Origin of the sequence: Arthrobacter sp. ZGTC212, assembly GCF_002929255.1 — a bacterium.
Classification (GTDB): Bacteria; Actinomycetota; Actinomycetes; order Actinomycetales; family Micrococcaceae; genus Arthrobacter_B; species Arthrobacter_B sunyaminii.
In genome coordinates this window covers 31,167-47,850 of record NZ_PJIJ01000004.1, presented here as the reverse complement: position 1 = coordinate 47,850, position 16,684 = coordinate 31,167, and the positions used below count along the sequence as shown (strand labels likewise).

The 16,684-nt window shown below is 64.8% G+C and carries 11 protein-coding genes and 1 tRNA gene; 8 read left to right on the top strand and 4 right to left on the bottom strand.

The window, feature by feature from the left end:
• Window positions 1-28 precede the first annotated feature (28 nt).
• Entirely contained in the window at window positions 29-1,255 is a 1,227-nt protein-coding gene (locus CXQ89_RS15800; protein WP_104161967.1) for an MFS transporter, read from the top strand.
• A 69-nt stretch (window positions 1,256-1,324) separates the two neighbouring features.
• Here the strand turns inward: CXQ89_RS15800 and CXQ89_RS15795 are convergent, their stop codons facing one another.
• Together CXQ89_RS15795 and CXQ89_RS15790 are read right to left on the bottom strand one after the other, a co-directional pair.
• A complete protein-coding gene (locus CXQ89_RS15795) occupies window positions 1,325-2,209 on the bottom strand; it encodes an alpha/beta fold hydrolase (RefSeq protein ID WP_104161966.1) in 885 nt (294 codons plus the stop codon).
• A gap of 108 nt (window positions 2,210-2,317) precedes the next feature.
• Complete coding sequence (locus CXQ89_RS15790) at window positions 2,318-3,811, bottom strand: aldehyde dehydrogenase family protein (protein ID WP_104161965.1); 1,494 nt, start codon at window positions 3,809-3,811, stop codon at window positions 2,318-2,320.
• A 224-nt stretch (window positions 3,812-4,035) separates the two neighbouring features.
• Here CXQ89_RS15790 and ctaD point away from each other — a divergent pair, with 224 nt between their 5' ends.
• Both ctaD and CXQ89_RS15780 read left to right on the top strand, forming a co-directional pair.
• Complete coding sequence (gene ctaD, locus CXQ89_RS15785; RefSeq protein ID WP_104055875.1) at window positions 4,036-5,790, top strand: cytochrome c oxidase subunit I; 1,755 nt, start codon at window positions 4,036-4,038, stop codon at window positions 5,788-5,790.
• Between the two features lie 150 nt (window positions 5,791-5,940).
• Window positions 5,941-6,891, top strand: coding sequence for a zinc-binding dehydrogenase (locus CXQ89_RS15780; RefSeq protein ID WP_104161964.1), 951 nt, complete (start codon window positions 5,941-5,943; stop codon window positions 6,889-6,891).
• Between the two features lie 93 nt (window positions 6,892-6,984).
• Here the strand turns inward: CXQ89_RS15780 and CXQ89_RS15775 are convergent, their stop codons facing one another.
• Together CXQ89_RS15775 and CXQ89_RS15770 are read right to left on the bottom strand one after the other, a co-directional pair.
• Entirely contained in the window at window positions 6,985-11,487 is a 4,503-nt protein-coding gene (locus CXQ89_RS15775) for an ExeM/NucH family extracellular endonuclease (RefSeq protein WP_104161963.1), read from the bottom strand.
• A gap of 211 nt (window positions 11,488-11,698) precedes the next feature.
• Window positions 11,699-11,789 (bottom strand) — tRNA-Ser (locus tag CXQ89_RS15770).
• 65 nt (window positions 11,790-11,854) lie between these two features.
• Here CXQ89_RS15770 and CXQ89_RS15765 point away from each other — a divergent pair.
• From CXQ89_RS15765 to CXQ89_RS15745, 5 genes are all read left to right on the top strand, one after another.
• Entirely contained in the window at window positions 11,855-12,832 is a 978-nt protein-coding gene (locus CXQ89_RS15765; protein ID WP_104161962.1) for an NAD(P)H-quinone oxidoreductase, read from the top strand.
• A 192-nt stretch (window positions 12,833-13,024) separates the two neighbouring features.
• On the top strand, window positions 13,025-15,316 hold the full coding sequence (locus CXQ89_RS15760; protein WP_104161961.1) for a carbon starvation CstA family protein: 2,292 nt from the start codon (window positions 13,025-13,027) through the stop codon (window positions 15,314-15,316).
• Window positions 15,313-15,525 (top strand): YbdD/YjiX family protein, encoded by a 213-nt coding sequence (locus CXQ89_RS15755; RefSeq protein ID WP_374952995.1) that lies wholly within the window; start codon window positions 15,313-15,315, stop codon window positions 15,523-15,525. Before CXQ89_RS15760 ends, CXQ89_RS15755 begins: the two co-directional genes overlap by 4 nt.
• A gap of 153 nt (window positions 15,526-15,678) precedes the next feature.
• Window positions 15,679-15,939: a hypothetical protein gene (locus CXQ89_RS15750; protein ID WP_104055882.1), complete on the top strand. Its 261-nt coding sequence runs from the start codon at window positions 15,679-15,681 to the stop codon at window positions 15,937-15,939.
• 43 nt (window positions 15,940-15,982) lie between these two features.
• Window positions 15,983-16,684 (top strand): bacterial proteasome activator family protein, encoded by a 702-nt coding sequence (locus CXQ89_RS15745; RefSeq protein WP_237685782.1) that lies wholly within the window; start codon window positions 15,983-15,985, stop codon window positions 16,682-16,684.

Below are 16,684 nucleotides of genomic sequence, written 5' to 3'. Positions count from 1 at the left end.
CGCGCGCGGGCTTGCCTATGCTCAGGCGATGTCTGCGAAAACGATGCCGGGGGACTCAGGTAAGGCACTTCGCCGGGAACGGGCTGCGCTGCTGGCGGCCGGGCTCACCTACGGTCCTGCTGAGCTGATCGATTTCCTTATCCCGCTGTGGGCGGGAATTGCCCTGGGGGCAAGTGCCTCGCAGGTGGGGTTGCTGATCGCGGCGGAACTGCTCGTCTCGGTTCTGGCCCGGCCTCTGGCGGGACGCTTGGCCGACAGCAGGGAACGGCGGACTCTTGCCGGGATCGGTGCAGTCATTTACGGGGTGTCCTGCTGCGGCTACGCCCTTGCAGATTCCCTGCCGACGGCGTTTGCCGCTGCGGTTGTGGGTGGTGCCGGCGGAGCCGTCCTGTGGGTGTCCCTGCGTGCCATCGTGAGCGAAAGGCTGGCGGCAGACTCCGGAGTCTTTGCCCGGTTTATGTCCGTGCAGTCCACCGGTTCATGGATCGCCTTTGTCGCCGGGCTGACGCTGCTGGGACAGACGGACCTCTTCGCTCCGGTGCTCGCAGGATGCGGTGCGGCCTGCATGGTTGGTGCGGTGGCGCTGTTTACCAGCCCTGTCCGGCTTGCCCGGATTCCGGACGGCACGGGAACGGCCGGGGGAGAAAGCGGCGGGTCCCGGGCCGTCGCCCGGCGGGTGCGGCCCATGCTGATTGCTTCAGCCACTACCACTGTGGCAGAAGCCGCTGTTTCCGTCCTGCTGTTGCTGCACCTGCAGCGGGGATTCGGACTGGGTGTCATTGAAGCCGCTTATGTCTTTCTTCCCGGAGCCATTGCCATGATGGTCCTTCCTCCCGTGCTGCATAAAGCCGTCCTGCGGATCGGGCGGCGGCGGGCGGTCATGGCGGCGTCCGTTTTTAGCGCGGTCTTTGCCGTATCGCTGGCGTGGGTCGGCAGCCCGGTGCTGGTGTCGGTCCTGTGGATTCTGAGCGGCGTGGCTTTTGCCGTGCTGATGCCGGTTGAACAGGCCGTGGTTGCCGAGGCAGCGCCGAACAGTGTCGGCACTGCCATGGGCATCTACACCGCCGTGGGACTGCTCAGCGCAGCTGCCGGCGCCCTTGCCGCAGGGGTGCTCTACGAGTTCAGTTCCTGGCAGGTAGCCTGCCTGGTTTCCGGGGCCTTGATTCTCAGCGGTGCAGTGCTGGGCCCGTGGGCAATCCGGAAACTGGGTGTTGCTGATGTCCCGGCCGACGCATCACCGGTTCTTCCGGGCTGATCCTGACCGGGGCTCCGATCCGGTGTCCCGGGGGTGCCGCTTACCGCGGGATATTTTCGCATCGCCTCTTCACTCGAGGGCTTGTTCCGGCGACGCGTTCTGCCGCAGCATCCGGCAGAAGGCGGCACTGTTCTCGGCGGGCCACCAGTGTCCGCCGTCGACGGCGCTGATCCGCAGATCCCGAACCTCCTCGCGCAGCCCGTCCGTCAGCCGCGGAGACAGGAACGGATCCTGCAGCGGAACCACCACGTGCACGGGAACGCCGATGAGGGGTGGGAGTCCTCCGGCCGGAACACCGGACCCCAGCAGGTTGGCCCGGTACAGCTGCAGCCCGCGGATACCGTTGTCTGTGGCGGTTTCGGCGCTGGTTCCCGCACGCTTCGCGTAGCGCGGCCCGAGAAGCCGCCACAGGAACTCCGGCAGCACGGGAAGCTGGAAGAAGGCCACATATGTACTGCGCAGTGCCTGCCCCGCAGCCAGCAGCCACCGGCGCGGAGACCGCAGGGACGCGGCAAACCAGCGCCGCAGGTGACCGATGTCCGGACCGGAAATGCTGGTGAAGCCGAGGATCGTGCCGCCGGCGCGGCTATCGCGGACTGCAGCCCAGCACTGGATGGACCCCCAGTCATGGCCCACCAAACGGACCGCCCCGGCTTCCGCCGATGCCAGCACCGCATAGAGATCATTGACGAGCAGCGGCAGCCGGTACGGAGCCAGTGGACTGCTTTCCGGGTTGCTGTCCACCCGTGACGCACCCGCATTGCGGGTGTCGTAGGCGAGGACCCGGTGGTCCGCAGCCAGATCCTCGATCACACTGCGGAACACCGTGTGGTCATCCGGGTAACCGTGCACCAGGAGCACGGTGGGTGTCATCGGTGCCGCCGGCAGCCCGTACTCGAAAACGGCCAACCGGGCGCCGTCGTTCTCCACTGTCCACTGCCGCCTCGCCTGCATCGGCTCCCCCTTCATCTGCGTGGTACCCGGCAAAAGAACGATGCCGTCCCGGCAATCAGCCGGGACGGCATCCTTTCAGCTTTCAGCTCCGGGTGGAAGCTGCACCCGTTAGAACGGGTACTGCCGCGGCTCACGCTGCAGGGTCACCGTGTGATCGGTCGTGAATTCCTCAATGGCCCATTCCCCGTTGAAACGTCCCAGACCGGAGTTCTTCTCGCCGCCGAAGGCAACATGAGCTTCATCCTGGACCGGAATGTCATTGACGTGGGTCATGCCGGCCTTGATGCGGCGGGCAAACAGAACGCCCCGGTCCAGATCCGAGGTGAAGACGGAGCTTGCCAGCCCAAGATCACTGGCATTGGCCAGCGCGAGGGCGTCTTCGGCGTCGGCCGCGCGGATGATGCCGGCGATCGGACCGAAAATCTCCTCCTGGAAGAGCTCCATGTCCTTGGTGACATCGGCAAAGACGTAGGGGGAGAGGACCTGTCCGTTGGTTTCACCCTCCACCACCAGCCGTGCACCCTGCTCCTGAGCCAGCTCAATCTTCTTCTGCAGGCCTTCGAGCTGCTTAGCGTTGATGATCGGGCCCACTGTGGTCTGCGGGTCCGTGGGATCCCCGGACTTCAGCGTCTTGGCGTGTGCGGCAAACTTTTCCACGAACTCGTCATAGACGGCGTCCTCGACAATGATCCGGTTCACGGCCATGCAGATCTGCCCCTGGTGCAGGAACTTGCCCATGATGGCGGCCTTGACGGCCTGGTCCACGTCAGCGTCGGCGAGGACCACAAAGGGGCTGTTGCCGCCGAGCTCGAGCGCCACATGCTTCAGCGTGGGACCGGAAGAAGCGAGGGCCCCGAGGTTCTTGCCCACCGGGGTGGAACCTGTGAAGGAGATGAAGGAGGGGACCGGGTGCTCCACAAAGGCGTCACCGATTTCAGACCCGGCGCCAACGACGACGCTGAGGACGCCTGCGGGAAGCCCGGCTTCCTCGAAGATGCGGGCGATCATCAGGCCGCCGGTCACCGGGGTGTCCGAAGCGGGCTTGAGGACGACGGCGTTGCCCAGTGCCAGCGCGGGTGCCACGGAGCGCTGGGACAGGTGCAGCGGGAAGTTCCAGGGGCTGATGACGCCGACGACGCCGAGCGGGCCTCGGTAGACGCGGGACTCCTTGCCGGGGACGTCGGACTGCAGGATCTTGCCGGACACCCGGTGCGGGAAGGTGGCCGACTCCTTGGTGATGGCGCGGGCGGAATCAACCTCGATGTTGGCCTTGATCACGGTGCTGCCGGATTCGGCGGCGAGCCAGGCGATGATCTCGTCGCGGCGCTCGTCGAAGATTTCCGCTGCGCGTTCCATGACGGCGCGGCGGGCCGCAGGTGTCTGCGCCGCCCACTGAAGCTGGGCCTTGGCCGCTGCGGTGTAGGCCTCGTCCAGGTCTTCCCGGGACGCCTGGCGGATACTCATCAGTTCGGTGCCGTCAAACGGGCTCTTGTCCGAGAGGGTCTTTTCCGAGCTGCCGTCGCGCCACTGCCCGGCGATGTACTGCTTCGAAGGAATCCAGTCCGTGAGGGCCGGAGCTGGTGACTGAACCTGCGTTGTCATGTGTTTCTCCTTGGAGTCTCGAGGCATGTCCCCGGTTCAACCGGGTGCCGGTCGCTTTCATTCCCCACTGTTGGACGGCACCGCTTCGAGCCGGTGGGCTGCGGAAGGTTCCTGCAGCCTCTGGACGGCGGTGAAAGAGGAGACCTACGATACAGACACGGCGGGCTCCGAGGGGATCGCTGGAAGTACGTTGTTCTGGCCACTGCACCCAAGGATGGCACTGCATGTCGACGCTCAAGTACTCCACTGATGAATCCGGCACCTTCGTTGCGCCGCGCGTCGTTCCGCTGTCCAAGGGACGCATCGTCGTCAACTGGATCACCTCGACGGATCACAAGACGATCGGGTACATGTACCTGATCGCGTCGTTCATCTTCTTCTGCCTGGGCGGGGTGATGGCCCTGGTGATCCGCGCCGAGCTCTTCGAGCCCGGAATGCAGATCCTGCAGACCAAGGAGCAGTACAACCAGCTGTTCACCATGCACGGCACGGTAATGCTGCTGATGTTCGCCACGCCTCTGTTCGCCGGCTTTGCCAACGTCATCATGCCGCTGCAGATCGGGGCGCCGGATGTTGCCTTTCCCCGGTTGAACGCGCTGGCTTTCTGGTTTTTCCTCTTTGGCAGCACCATTGCGGTCAGCGGGTTCATCACGCCCCAGGGCGCGGCGTCCTTCGGGTGGACGGCCTATGCGCCGCTGTCCAACACCACGTTCTCGCCCGGGATCGGCGGGGACCTGTGGGTGTTCGGGCTGGCCCTGTCCGGGTTCGGCACTATCCTGGGCGCAGTCAACTTCGTCACGACGATCATCTGCCTGCGCGCCCCCGGCATGACCATGTGGCGGATGCCGATCTTCACCTGGAATACGCTGGTCACCGCCATCCTGGTCCTCATGGCGTTCCCGCCCCTGGCAGCAGCACTGTTCGCCCTCGGAGCGGACCGGCGGTTCGGAGCACACATCTTTGACCCCGACCGCGGCGGCTCCATCCTGTGGCAGCACCTCTTCTGGTTCTTTGGCCACCCTGAGGTTTACATCATTGCCCTGCCGTTCTTCGGCATCATCTCGGAAGTGCTGCCGGTCTTCAGCCGGAAGCCGATTTTCGGGTACAAGGGGCTCGTCTTTGCCACGATCGCCATTGCGGCCCTGTCCGTCACCGTGTGGGCCCACCACATGTACGTCACCGGTGCGATCATGCAGTCCTTCTTCGCCTTCATGACCATGCTGATCGCCGTGCCTACGGGCGTGAAGTTCTTCAACTGGATCGGCACGATGTGGCGGGGATCCATCACGTTCGAGACGCCCATGCTGTGGAGCATCGGCTTCCTCATCACGTTCCTCTTCGGCGGCCTGACGGGCATCATCCTGTCCTCGCCGCCGCTGGACTACCAGGTCTCTGACACCTACTTTGTGGTGGCACACTTCCACTACGTGATCTTCGGAACCGTTGTGTTCGCCATGTTCGCCGGCTTCTACTTCTGGTGGCCCAAATTCACCGGGAAGATGCTTAACGAGCGTCTGGGCAAGATCCATTTTTGGCTGTTGTTCATTGGTTTCCACGGCACGTTCCTGATCCAGCACTGGCTGGGCGTTATCGGCATGCCGCGCCGCTACGCCGATTATTTGGTGGAGGACCGCTTTACCGCCATGAACCAGCTGTCCACGATTTCCTCCATGATCCTGGGTGTCTCAATGATTCCGTTCTTCTGGAACGTGTACATCACCTGGCGCCGGGGACGCCGGGTGGACGTGGATGATCCCTGGGGCTTCGGGTGTTCGCTGGAGTGGGCCACGTCCTGCCCGCCGCCGCGCCACAACTTCACCTCCCTGCCCCGCATCCGGTCCGAGCGTCCTGCCCTGGACCTGCATCATCCGGAGCTGAAACCGCGGGCCAACGAGGACACGGACAACCCCATGGTCAAGGTCTTCGGGGCTGCGGATATGGGCAGTGAGAAGCCCAATGATCCGGACCCGCGGGACTAGCTGTCTGAAGGCAGCCAGCGGGTCTGGACCTGCCGCCGCGCGGGGTCCAGCGCGGTTCTAGACTGGAGCCGAGGGTTCTCGAACGATCGTGCGGACCACAGCGCATGTGCGGGGTCTGCCGCCCTCGACCCCGTCGGAAGGACACCAGTCATGAGAGCTTGGCAGTACATGGGGAAGCAGCAGCCGATCCAGCTGAATGAGGTTGAGGAGCCGGTTCCCGGTCCCACCCAGGTCATTATTGATGTGTTGGCTGCAGGCCTGTGCCACTCCGACGTGATGTACATGGAGGTCGGGGATCAGGCCATGCCGTTCCTGCCGATGACGCAGGGTCATGAGAACGCCGGCGTCATTACGGCGCTGGGCTCGGAAGTCACCGGCTTCAAAGTGGGGGACGTGGTGGGCGTGAATTCCGCCGGCGTCCAGCCGCCGCTGGGCATGTTCACCCCCGGCGGCTTCGCGGACAAGCTGGCCGCGGATTACCGCGATCTGGCCCGCGTTCCGGACGGCCTGGACATCTCCCTTGCCGCTTTGGCCACGGACGCCGGCATGACCTCCTATCACGCGATGATCAAGGCCGGCGGCGCCAAGAAGGGCATGAAGGTCGGCGTCATCGGCTTCGGTGGACTGGGGCAGATCGGTGCCCGCGCTGCGGTCCTGGCCGGGGCCGAGGTGCACGTGGCTGAGATGAAGGAAGAGGCCTGGCCCGCGGCCAGGGAAGTCGGTGCAGTTTCCTGCGTGAAGGATGCCGCGGAATGGGTGACCGATCGGCGGCGGGGCGGCGACTTTGACCTCGTGGTCGATTACGCCGGTTTCGATACCACCCAGAAAGCCGTGAATGCGATTAAGCGCGGCGGCAAGGTTGTCCAGGTCGGTTTGGGCAAACAGACGTTCACCATCCTGACCACCTCGATCCTGGGCAAGACCATCGAAGGTTCGCTCGGCGGCACCGTGGCCGACATCGAGGAGGTCTTTGACCTGATGCTCCGCGGCGAGATCACTCCGGGCTACGAGGAAATCACGTTCGACCAGATCGGCGAGGGCCTCGAGCGGCTGAAGAACAACCAGGTTCTCGGCCGGCTCGTCGCCCGCTTCGGGAACTAGACGCCGCAAACAAGAGGCGGTGCTGCCGGGACCCAGGGTCCCGGCAGCACCGCCTCTTATTTGTCTCAGGCTCTATTGATCAAGCAGCCCGGACTAGCCCCGCTGACTCAGGCAGACCAGGTACTTGGCCCACTCAAGGGCGTACCGGAGCCAGCCCCGGACATCCCACCAGTGCTGGGGCGGAACCGGAGCCTTGCAAACCGGAGCCGGCGGAACTGTCGGAGCAGCCTCCACCGTGACAGGAAGCGTCACCGTGGTACCGGACGGAGCCGCGGTGAGCACCAGGGTGCCCGAACCGGAAGCCGACGCCGGCAGGGTCACGTTCACAGTTGCCGTCCCGGTTGCCACAGGGGCTGTTCCCAGAGCGGTGGCGGTGCCGGCCGCATTCACCCAGCTGGCGGCCAGCCCGGTGTTCGCGGGGCTGCCCAGCGAGGTCAGATCCAAACCGGACACGGTGAAGGACGCCGCGGTTCCGGCCGTTGCAGTTGTCGGGGCGCCCTTGACGATGACGCCCTGGCGGGCAAAGTCCGGGGAGAGCGGGCTGTTGGCTTCGATGTAGCTGATCCAGGCATCACGGTCCACCAGTCCGGAGTCACGGGTGTCAGTGCCTTCGGAGAAGACGGTGAAGTTATCGCCGCCCTGGGCCAGGAAGCTGAAGGTGCCCACCCGGTAGGCGCGGGACGGATCCATGGCGGCACCGTTGATGGTGACGGTCTGGATCCGGGAGCCGCGCGGCTGGTCCGGATCATAGGTGTAGGTGATGTTGTCGGACAGGCCCAGCGCCAGGAAGGCACGTGAGCTTCCGTCGGGCTGCCACTGCTGTTCCAGCATCGTCTTGAGCTGGGCACCGGTGAGCGTGGTGGTCCACAGGTTGTTGACGAACGGCAGCACTGCGTTGGCTTCGGCGTAAGTGATCACGCCGTCGTCGCCGTAGTACAGCTCGGCGCGCAGACCGCCGGGGTTGGTGACGCCGATTTCGGCGCCGCCGCGCTCGGCGGAGGACAGCGTGTTCAACAGGGAGTCTGCCACGAGGTTGCCCAGCGTGGATTCCGAGCTGCGGTCATCACGGACGGTGCCGTTGAACGCCGTCGTAATGTCAGCCGTCACCGAACCGACCGGCTGGTTGCCGATCTCGGCAGCGGAGGCCAGCGCCGCATCCACAATGGACTTGACCTCTGCCACCGCGGGGTAGGCGGCAATGAGTGACTCAGCGCTCGCGGTGGTCCGCGGAACGTTGGTCGCCGTGTAGGACAGCACCTCATCCGTGGCCGGGTTGTAATCCAAGGTGATCTGGCCGACAAACTCGCCGTAGGAACCGGTCTGCAGCACCGGACGGGTCTTGCCGTCAGTGCCGGGAACGGGGGCATCCCAGGCGTACTGCTTGTGGGTGTGCCCGGTGTAGATGGCGTCCACCAGCGGGCTGGTGCCGTTCACGATCTCGGCAAACGCACCGCCGTCGGCCAGTTCATCGGCGAGGGAAGCGCCGTCGGGAGTGCCGCTGCCGGCGCCCTCGTGGTACTCGGCGATGATGACGTCAACATCGCCCTCAGCCTGCAGCTTTTCGGCTACGCGGTTGACGGCTTCCACGGGATCACCGAACTCAAGCGCGGCAATGCCGCCGGGCGTGACCAGCGTGGAGGTCTCTTCGGTGACGGCACCGATGACGGCCACGGAAACGCCGTTGACGTCCAGGACCGTGTATTCGTCCAGGGCCGGGGTGGTGGTGCCCTTGAGGTAGACGTTGGCCCCCAGATACGGGAAGTCCGCAGCGGGATCAACCCGGTCCGTCAGGTCGGCGTAACCGGCGTCGAACTCGTGGTTGCCCACGGCCGAGGCCCGCAGTCCCAGGGCGTTCAGCACATCGATCGTCGGGACATCCTGCTGTACCGAGGAGGCGAACAGCGAAGCGCCGATGTTGTCTCCCGCAGAGAGGAACAGCGAGCTGCCCTCGGGTGCGGCGGCCTTGAGCTGTTCAACGGTTCCGGCGAAATTGACGGTGTTGTCATCAATGCGGCCGTGGAAATCGTTGATGTTCAGCAGGTTCAGTTCCTCGGTTTCAGTTCCGGCCGGGGTCAGGTCCAGGCCGACGAGGATGGGATCGTGGTCCGAGGAACGGTACGGATCCGGTGCGTAGTAGTTGGTGACGTTGGTGTTGTAGCGGCTGTATTCCAGTGCCACCGACTCCACCGAGTTGATGTTCCAGATGTCGGCACCGGTGACGGCTTCCGCTGCTTCCTCAGATGCCAGGATGTGGTCCAGGGAACCGACCATCCCGCTGAAGGCATAGGAGTGCTTGCCGGTGGCCTTGCCCAGATTCACGTAACCGGCCCCGGCCAGAACGTTCATCGGATCTTCGGCGGCGTAGGAGTTGAAGTCTCCCAGCAGGAAGACCTTTTCCGTGCCGGCGGTTTCGGCCGCGCCGTCGGCAAACGCCGCCAGTGCCTGGGCCTGCCGGACGCGGTCTGCGTTCCAGCCGCCCTGCCCGGTGTCGGCGTTTTCGCCGGTTGCCGGAGCCGATCCCTTGGATTTGAAGTGATTGCTCACAGCCAGGATGGTGGAGCTGTCGTCCCCGGCGACAGGCTTGAAGGCCTGCGCCAGCGGTTCACGCGCATTGGAGAAGACGGTTTCATCGTTGAGGATGACGGATTCACCCACCGGCTCGGCAACGGCCGTGCGGAAGATGAAGGCGGTGCGGATGACGTCTTCAGCGTCCGGCAGCGCTGCGGGGGAACGGACATAATCCCAGGTTCCCGGTGCTGCCTCATTCAGGGCGGCGGTCAGGTTGGCCAGGGCTTCATCGCGGTCCTTGCCGAACACTGCGGAATTTTCCACCTCCATCAGGGACACGACGTCGGCGCCCAGGGCGTTGATGGCGGAAACGATCTTGGCCTGCTGCCGTTCCAGGTTCTCCGGGTTGGCAGCGCCTCGGGCGTCGCAGCCTCCGCGCACGGTCAGCGGGGCGCCGGCGCGGTCGTTGTAGTAGGTGCAGCCGGTGAGATCCGTGCCCGTCGTGCTGAAGTAGTTGAGCACGTTGAAGGATGCGAGTTTGAGGTTTCCTCCCACGCTTTCCGGTGCGGCGGTGCGCGTGGCTTCGAACGACGCCGGGGCCACCTCTGCCGCATTGGCAGCTGTGAGCGCGGTGAGCGGCTGGAACTTCCAGGCACTGTTGCGGTAGTCCAGGATGACGCCCGTGGTGAACGTCGCGGCGGCGCCGATGCGCACCGGGTTGTCCAGGGTCAGGTAGGGAAGCGCGATGCCCTGATTGGCGGCGCTGAGGAAATTGATGCTGCTGCCGTCGTCCAGCTTCACGGCGCGGGCCGCGTTGTCGGCGACGACGGCGTCGTGCTCCGGGGTTCCTACGGCAGCCACGGCGGTGGGCTGGACCAGGGGCGAGTCGCCGGCGGCCAGACCGATCTCCGCGTACTGGTTCAGGGAGTAATTGTCGGTCACCGTATAACTGCCCTGCGGTGCCAGCAGCATGCCCTCGAGGGCTTCACGCTCCGCGTCGGAGGCCGGCCAGGCAACAGCGGCAGGCTTGACCTCTTCGGCCGGTTCGTCGAGCTTGGTCATCTGGCCGGCAGCAACCGTGAGCTGGGTGAGTCCGAAGTATTCGCCCACGGCGCCGGTGACCTCAACATAGTCACCGGCTGCTACGGAGCCGACGGTGTCTGCGGAGAAGACGAAGATGCCGTCCGAAGCGGTGTGGGTGGCCGGATCCAGTGCGCCGCCGGTCCCGGGGGTCTGGAGGTAGTAGCCGTTGAACCCGCCGGTGGGATAGACACCGGTGACTTTTCCGCGGGTGGTGACGGTCTGGCCCACCAGCGGACTGGTGTCACCGGTCCCCTGGATCTGGGCAATGGGAATGGCGCCCTCAGGCGGTTCGACGGGCGTGGTGGGCGACGGCGTCGGAGTGGGGGTCGGAGTCGGCTCGGTGGGAACTGTTCCGCCGGTTCCGGTGGGAGTCACGGCTGCGCTGAGCACGAAATCCGCTGCGTTGTTGTTCGTGTCCGCGAATCCGGTCCGGTTCAGGGACTTGGGATCGCTGTTTCCCGCCGGTGCGGCGGCGGCGGAGGTTTCGAAGGTGTTCGAGGTGCCGTAGCCGAGCAGATCAACGACGCCGGCGGCGGCGGTGACCGAACCGGTGGGCAGGGGATCCACCCGGGTGGACTGGCTGGACAGGATCAGGGTGCCGCCCGAGCCGGAGAAGCTGGCGCCGATGTTCGCATCGGCTTCGGGCAGGGGTGCTCCGGTGGCGCCGTTGGAGGCGCCGGAGACCAGATAGTAGCCGCCGGCAGGAATGGTGCCGGACAGTGCGCCGATGCCGGTGGGTGCCGCCGTCGAGCCCGCGGCACGGTACTGGAGCGACCAGCCGTCAAGGCTGACGTCTTCCCCGGTCGGGTTGTACAGCTCCACGAACTTGTTGGCGAACGGCGCGTTGGCGCTGCCGCCGCTCAGGTACGCCTCGTTGATGATGACACCGGGGGAAACAGCAGCACTGCTGTCTTGTGCAAAGGCCGGCAGCGCCGTGATCGGTGCTGCCAGCAGGCCGGCTGTGAGGGTGGTTCCCAGCGCAGCCTTCCAGAATGGTCTTCTCATGCCTCTTGCTCCTTGGTCCGCTGGAGTGCCAGCCGACAGTAGTGACACCGCCGCGCGGCGCCAAGGGGGGGGTAACTGGAGTGACGCACGTAATACTATGTGGTCTGCGTTACGAACACATGACCTGCAGGAGACCAATCGAAGTTATTGCATGTGGGGAGTCCCCGGATAACAAAAAAGCGGCCCCAATACGGGACCGCTTTTCGGTTTTTGGCGGAAGGTAAGGGATTCGAACCCTTGGTACGGGGTTACCGCACACTGGTTTTCAAGACCAGCTCCATCGGCCGCTCGGACAACCTTCCTCACTAGTAGTCTGGCAGAAAGGTGCAAAACACCCAAAATTCGATCAAGCACCGCGGAGGTCAGAATGAGAGCAATTGTCATTAATTCGCCCGGAGGGCCGGAAGCCCTGCAGGTTCAAGAGGTGCCGGCGCCGGTGCCCGGCCCGGGGGAAGTGCTCATTGATGTGGCCGCCGCGGGTTTGAACCGGGCGGACGTGCTGCAGCGCCAGGGGCACTACCCGGTTCCGGCCGGCTCCTCCGAATACCCGGGTCTTGAGGTGTCGGGCCGGATAGCCGCATTGGGAACCGGCGTCGAAGGACTCTCGGTGGGGGCCGACGTCGTCGCCCTGCTGACGGGCGGCGGTTACGCCGACCAGGTGAATGTCCCGGCGGGGCAGGTTCTGCCCGTCCCGGCCGGCCTTGACCTGGTGACGGCGGCAGCCTTGCCGGAAACCGCTGCCACTGTGTTTTCCAACCTGTTCATGGCCGCCGGGGTCACTGAGGGGGATCACGTCCTGATCCACGGGGGAGCGGGCGGCATCGGAACGATGGCCATTCAAATGGTCGCAGCGTTCGGGGCCGTCCCCATGGTCACCGCGGGATCAGCGGAGAAACTGGAACTGGCGCGGTCCCTGGGCGCCCAGGTCCTGATCAACTACAAGACCGAGGATTTCGTGGCTCGGGTGCGCGAAGTCACCGACGGCCGCGGAGCTGACGTCATCCTGGACGTCATCGGAGCGAAGTACCTGCAGCGCAACCTCGAGGCGCTGGCGGTGTCCGGACGCCTGGTTATTATTGGCCTGCAGGGCGGCACCAAGGCGGAGATTGACCTCAACCTGCTGATGCGCAAGCGGCTGGCCGTCATCGGGACCACCCTGCGCGCCCGCCCGACTGAGGAAAAGGCCGCCATCATGCAGGCGGTCAAGCAGTATGTCTGGCCGCTGGTTGAGGCAGGAAAAATCCGCCCGCTGGTGGACAAGACCTTCCCCCTGGCCGAAGCCGCAGCAGCCCACGAGTACTTCGACTCCGGTGTCCACACAGGAAAAATCCTGCTGACAACCTAATGCCGCCCGCAGGTGTTCCTGCCCCTGCGCCTACGGCCCGGCCGGTGACTGCTCCGGACAGTCACCGGCCTGTCTTGTGCCCGGGGTCACAGCGCACTGCTACCCTCTGTGGCAAGAGTCCGGAATCTTCCGGCTCCTGCCGGTTCCACTGCCGGCTTCCACGCTTCATTACCGCAAGCAAAGGGACCCTCCATGAGTGAGAATCGCCGGCGCCGGGCCGCTCCCGGAAAACCTGAGGACAGTGACGTCCTGGAGCAGGATCCGGACCTTCCGCCGGTGGCCCTGGACGCCGAAACGGCAGACGCCCAGGATCGGGAATGGACTCCGCTGAAGATCGCCATTTGGGCCGGCATTGCGCTGCTGGGCGGCGTGAGCTGGTACATGCTGGCGCTGGTCCGCGGGGAAACCGTCAACGCCATCTGGTTTGTGTTCGCAGCTGTCTGCACGTACTTCATCGCGTACCGCTTCTACTCCAAGTTCATTGAGCGCAAACTCCTTCGGCCCAATGACCTCCGGGCCACCCCGGCGGAATACAAGGCGGACGGCAAGGATTACGCCGGCACGGACCGACGCGTCCTTTACGGGCACCACTTCGCGGCCATTGCAGGAGCGGGACCCCTGGTCGGGCCGGTCCTGGCTGCCCAGATGGGCTACCTGCCCGGCACCATCTGGATCATCATCGGCGTCGTCCTGGCCGGTGCCGTCCAGGATTACCTGGTCATGTTCTTCTCCATGCGCCGCGGCGGGCGCTCGCTGGGCCAGATGGCCCGCGAGGAACTGGGACGAGTGGGCGGCACCGCGGCCCTGATCGCCACCCTTGCCATCATGATCATCATCGTGGCCATCCTGGCCCTGGTGGTTGTCAATGCACTGGCTGAGAGCCCGTGGGGCGTCTTCTCCGTGGGAATGACCATCCCCATTGCCCTGTTCATGGGCGTGTACCTGCGGTTCCTGCGTCCGGGCAGAGTCACCGAAGTGTCCCTCATCGGTTTTGTCCTGCTGCTGCTGGCCATCATCGGCGGCGGCATGATCGCGGACACCGCGCTTGGCGACGCACTGACCCTGGACAAAACCGTCATCGCCTGGGGCATCATCATTTACGGGTTCATTGCCGCAGTGCTGCCCGTCTGGCTGCTGCTGGCACCCCGTGACTACCTGTCCACCTTCATGAAGGTGGGCACGATCGTGATGCTGGCGGTGGCCATCATCATTGTCCGGCCGGAAATCACCGTACCGGCCATCAGCGAATTCGCGTCCGCGGACAACGGCCCGGTAGTGGCCGGCCCCCTGTTCCCGTTCCTCTTCGTCACCATCGCCTGCGGAGCCCTGTCCGGGTTCCATGCCCTGATCGCCTCCGGAACCACTCCGAAGATGATCGAGAAGGAACGGCAGACCCGCTTCATCGGCTACGGCGGCATGCTGATGGAGTCCTTCGTGGCCGTCATGGCCCTGGTCGCAGCCATCTCCATTGACCGCGGCATCTACTTCGCCATGAACTCCTCGGCCGCAGCCACCGGCGGCACCGTGGAAGGCGCCGTCGCCTTCGTCAACAGCCTGGGCCTGGCCGGCGTGAACCTGACTCCGGACATGCTCACCAACATGGCCTCAAACGTGGGCGAGGAATCCATCGTGTCGCGCACCGGCGGCGCACCCACGCTGGCAGTCGGGCTCGCCCAGATCATGCAGAGCTTTATCGGCGGTTCCTCAATGATGGCGTTCTGGTACCACTTCGCCATCATGTTCGAAGCCCTGTTCATCCTCACCGCAGTGGACGCAGGCACCCGCGTGGCCCGGTTCATGCTGCAGGACTCCATCGGCAACTTCATTCCCAAGTTCCGTGACACCTCCTGGCGTACCGGAGCCTGGATCTGTACGGCCGTCATGGTGGGAGGTTGGGGCTCGATCCTGATCATGGGGGTCACGGATCCGCTGGGCGGCATCAATACCCTGTTCCCGCTCTTCGGCATCGCCAACCAGCTGCTGGCGGCAATAGCCCTGGCCATCTGCCTGGCCATTCTGGCGAAGAAGAACGTGTTCAAATACATCTGGATTGTGGTGCTGCCGCTGGCGTTCGCGTCCGTGGTGACCATCACCGCCTCCATGTACAAGATCTTCTCCACCGTTCCGGCCGTGGGTTACTGGGCGCAGCACAACGCCTTTAAGGGAGCCCTCGAGCGGGGCGAGACCAGCTTCGGAACGGCCAAGACGGTGGCAGCCATGGAAGCGGTGGTCCGAAACACCTTCATTCAGGGCACGCTGTCCATCGTGTTTGTCACCCTCGCCATCATCGTCATTGTCACCGCCATTCTCGCGAGCATCCGCTCGTACCGGTCCGGCGGTGCACCCAGTGCCGAGGACCCTGCGGTGCCCTCGCGGATGTTCGCGCCCTCGGGTTTCCTCGCCACGCCGGCGGAGAAGGAGATCCAGGCTCAGTGGGATGCCCTCCCCGAGGACCGCAAGGTCGTTCGAAAGGCCCATTCGTGACCCCGGCCGGTGCCCGGACGGCAGGAGTGAGGGACGGGCTTCGCGGGTTCGTCCGGTTGTTCCGCGACGTCATGGGTGAAGACGCCTACCGGAAGTACGTGTCCTTCCACCGGGCCTCCGGATGCACTGGGCCGCTGCTCAGCGAACGTGAGTTCTGGAAGGACAAAATGGACCGCCAGGACGCAAACCCGGCGGGCCGCTGCTGCTGACGGATCCAGTTTCATGACGATGACGGCGGCACCAGCCCTGGTGCCGCCGTCATCGTTTGCGCGGCAGCTGCAGGCAACGGACCGGACAGCCCGAAGCATGTCGTTATGTTTCCCGGCCTTGAGCGTCAGCCGCGCATCGGCCTACCGTGAAGAATGGGACATCACCGGAATGCCGAGAACATGCCGCAGGACGAGCACCTGCGCGATGACATCAACCTCCCCGTCACAGATACGGCCGACAACGGGAATGAACACTTGGCCGAGGACATTAACCTGCCACGGGAATCAGGGGTGGGGCCCGAATTTGATGACCGGCACTACACCGCCGGACAGCTCAATGCCGGCCAGCAGGTCGCGGGCCTGAGCCCGAGCGGGGAGTACGCGAAAATGCGGGAGGAAGAGCTCGAAAACTAGCTCGCCACCGGGTAATCAGGGTCAACCATGAGAGCATTAACGCATGACTGAAGAGAACGGATCCGCCGACCGCGGGACTGCGGCGCGTGCGCCCAAATCCGACGATTCATCACGTGCCGGGAAAGTCGGAGGTGTTGAGGCGCCGTCCAGCAACCCGCCGGTGGGCGTTCCGGGCGCCGGCGGCGGAGCACCCGGCAACGGTGCGGAAAACCCTGCCTCCGGCGGCGACAGCGTAGCCGGTCCGCCAAAGCTGCGCGATCTGGTGGACCAGCCCGCAAAGGTCATGCGGATCGGAACCATGGTCAAGCAGCTCCTGGAGGAGGTCCGGAACGCGCCGCTGGATGACGCAGCGCGTAACCGCCTGGCGGAAATCCATGAGCGGTCCCTCCATGAACTTGAGGACGGACTCGCGCCTGAACTGGTGGAAGAACTCCACCGCATTAACCTGCCTTTCGGAGATGACACCGTTCCCACCGACGCCGAACTTCGCATCGCCCAGGCCCAGCTGGTCGGGTGGCTGGAAGGACTGTTCCGGGGCATTCAAACCGCCATCGCAGCCCAGCAGACCGCCAACCAGCAAATGGCTTCACGTCTGCAGCTGCGCCAGCTCCCGCCCGGCACCGTCCTGGCCCCCGGCGTCATTATCGGCGAGAACGGTGAGCCGCGCCGTGCCGATTCTTCGGCCCAGAGCCGCATCGGATCCACCAACCCCGAACCGCATGCCGGTCCCGGGCAATACCTGTAG

Excerpts from the sequence above, each read along its gene's own strand:
- CXQ89_RS15800 (WP_104161967.1), top strand. The coding sequence starts at position 29 with ATGTCTGCGAAAACGATGCCGGGGGACTCAGGTAAGGCACTTCGCCGG.
- CXQ89_RS15795 (WP_104161966.1), bottom strand. The coding sequence starts at position 2,209 with ATGCAGGCGAGGCGGCAGTGGACAGTGGAGAACGACGGCGCCCGGTTG.
- CXQ89_RS15760 (WP_104161961.1), top strand. The coding sequence starts at position 13,025 with ATGAGTGAGAATCGCCGGCGCCGGGCCGCTCCCGGAAAACCTGAGGAC.
- CXQ89_RS15750 (WP_104055882.1), top strand. The coding sequence starts at position 15,679 with ATGGGACATCACCGGAATGCCGAGAACATGCCGCAGGACGAGCACCTG.
- CXQ89_RS15790 (WP_104161965.1), bottom strand. The coding sequence starts at position 3,811 with ATGACAACGCAGGTTCAGTCACCAGCTCCGGCCCTCACGGACTGGATT.
- ctaD (WP_104055875.1), top strand. The coding sequence starts at position 4,036 with ATGTCGACGCTCAAGTACTCCACTGATGAATCCGGCACCTTCGTTGCG.
- CXQ89_RS15765 (WP_104161962.1), top strand. The coding sequence starts at position 11,855 with ATGAGAGCAATTGTCATTAATTCGCCCGGAGGGCCGGAAGCCCTGCAG.
- CXQ89_RS15745 (WP_237685782.1), top strand. The coding sequence starts at position 15,983 with ATGACTGAAGAGAACGGATCCGCCGACCGCGGGACTGCGGCGCGTGCG.
- CXQ89_RS15775 (WP_104161963.1), bottom strand. The coding sequence starts at position 11,487 with ATGAGAAGACCATTCTGGAAGGCTGCGCTGGGAACCACCCTCACAGCC.
- CXQ89_RS15780 (WP_104161964.1), top strand. The coding sequence starts at position 5,941 with ATGAGAGCTTGGCAGTACATGGGGAAGCAGCAGCCGATCCAGCTGAAT.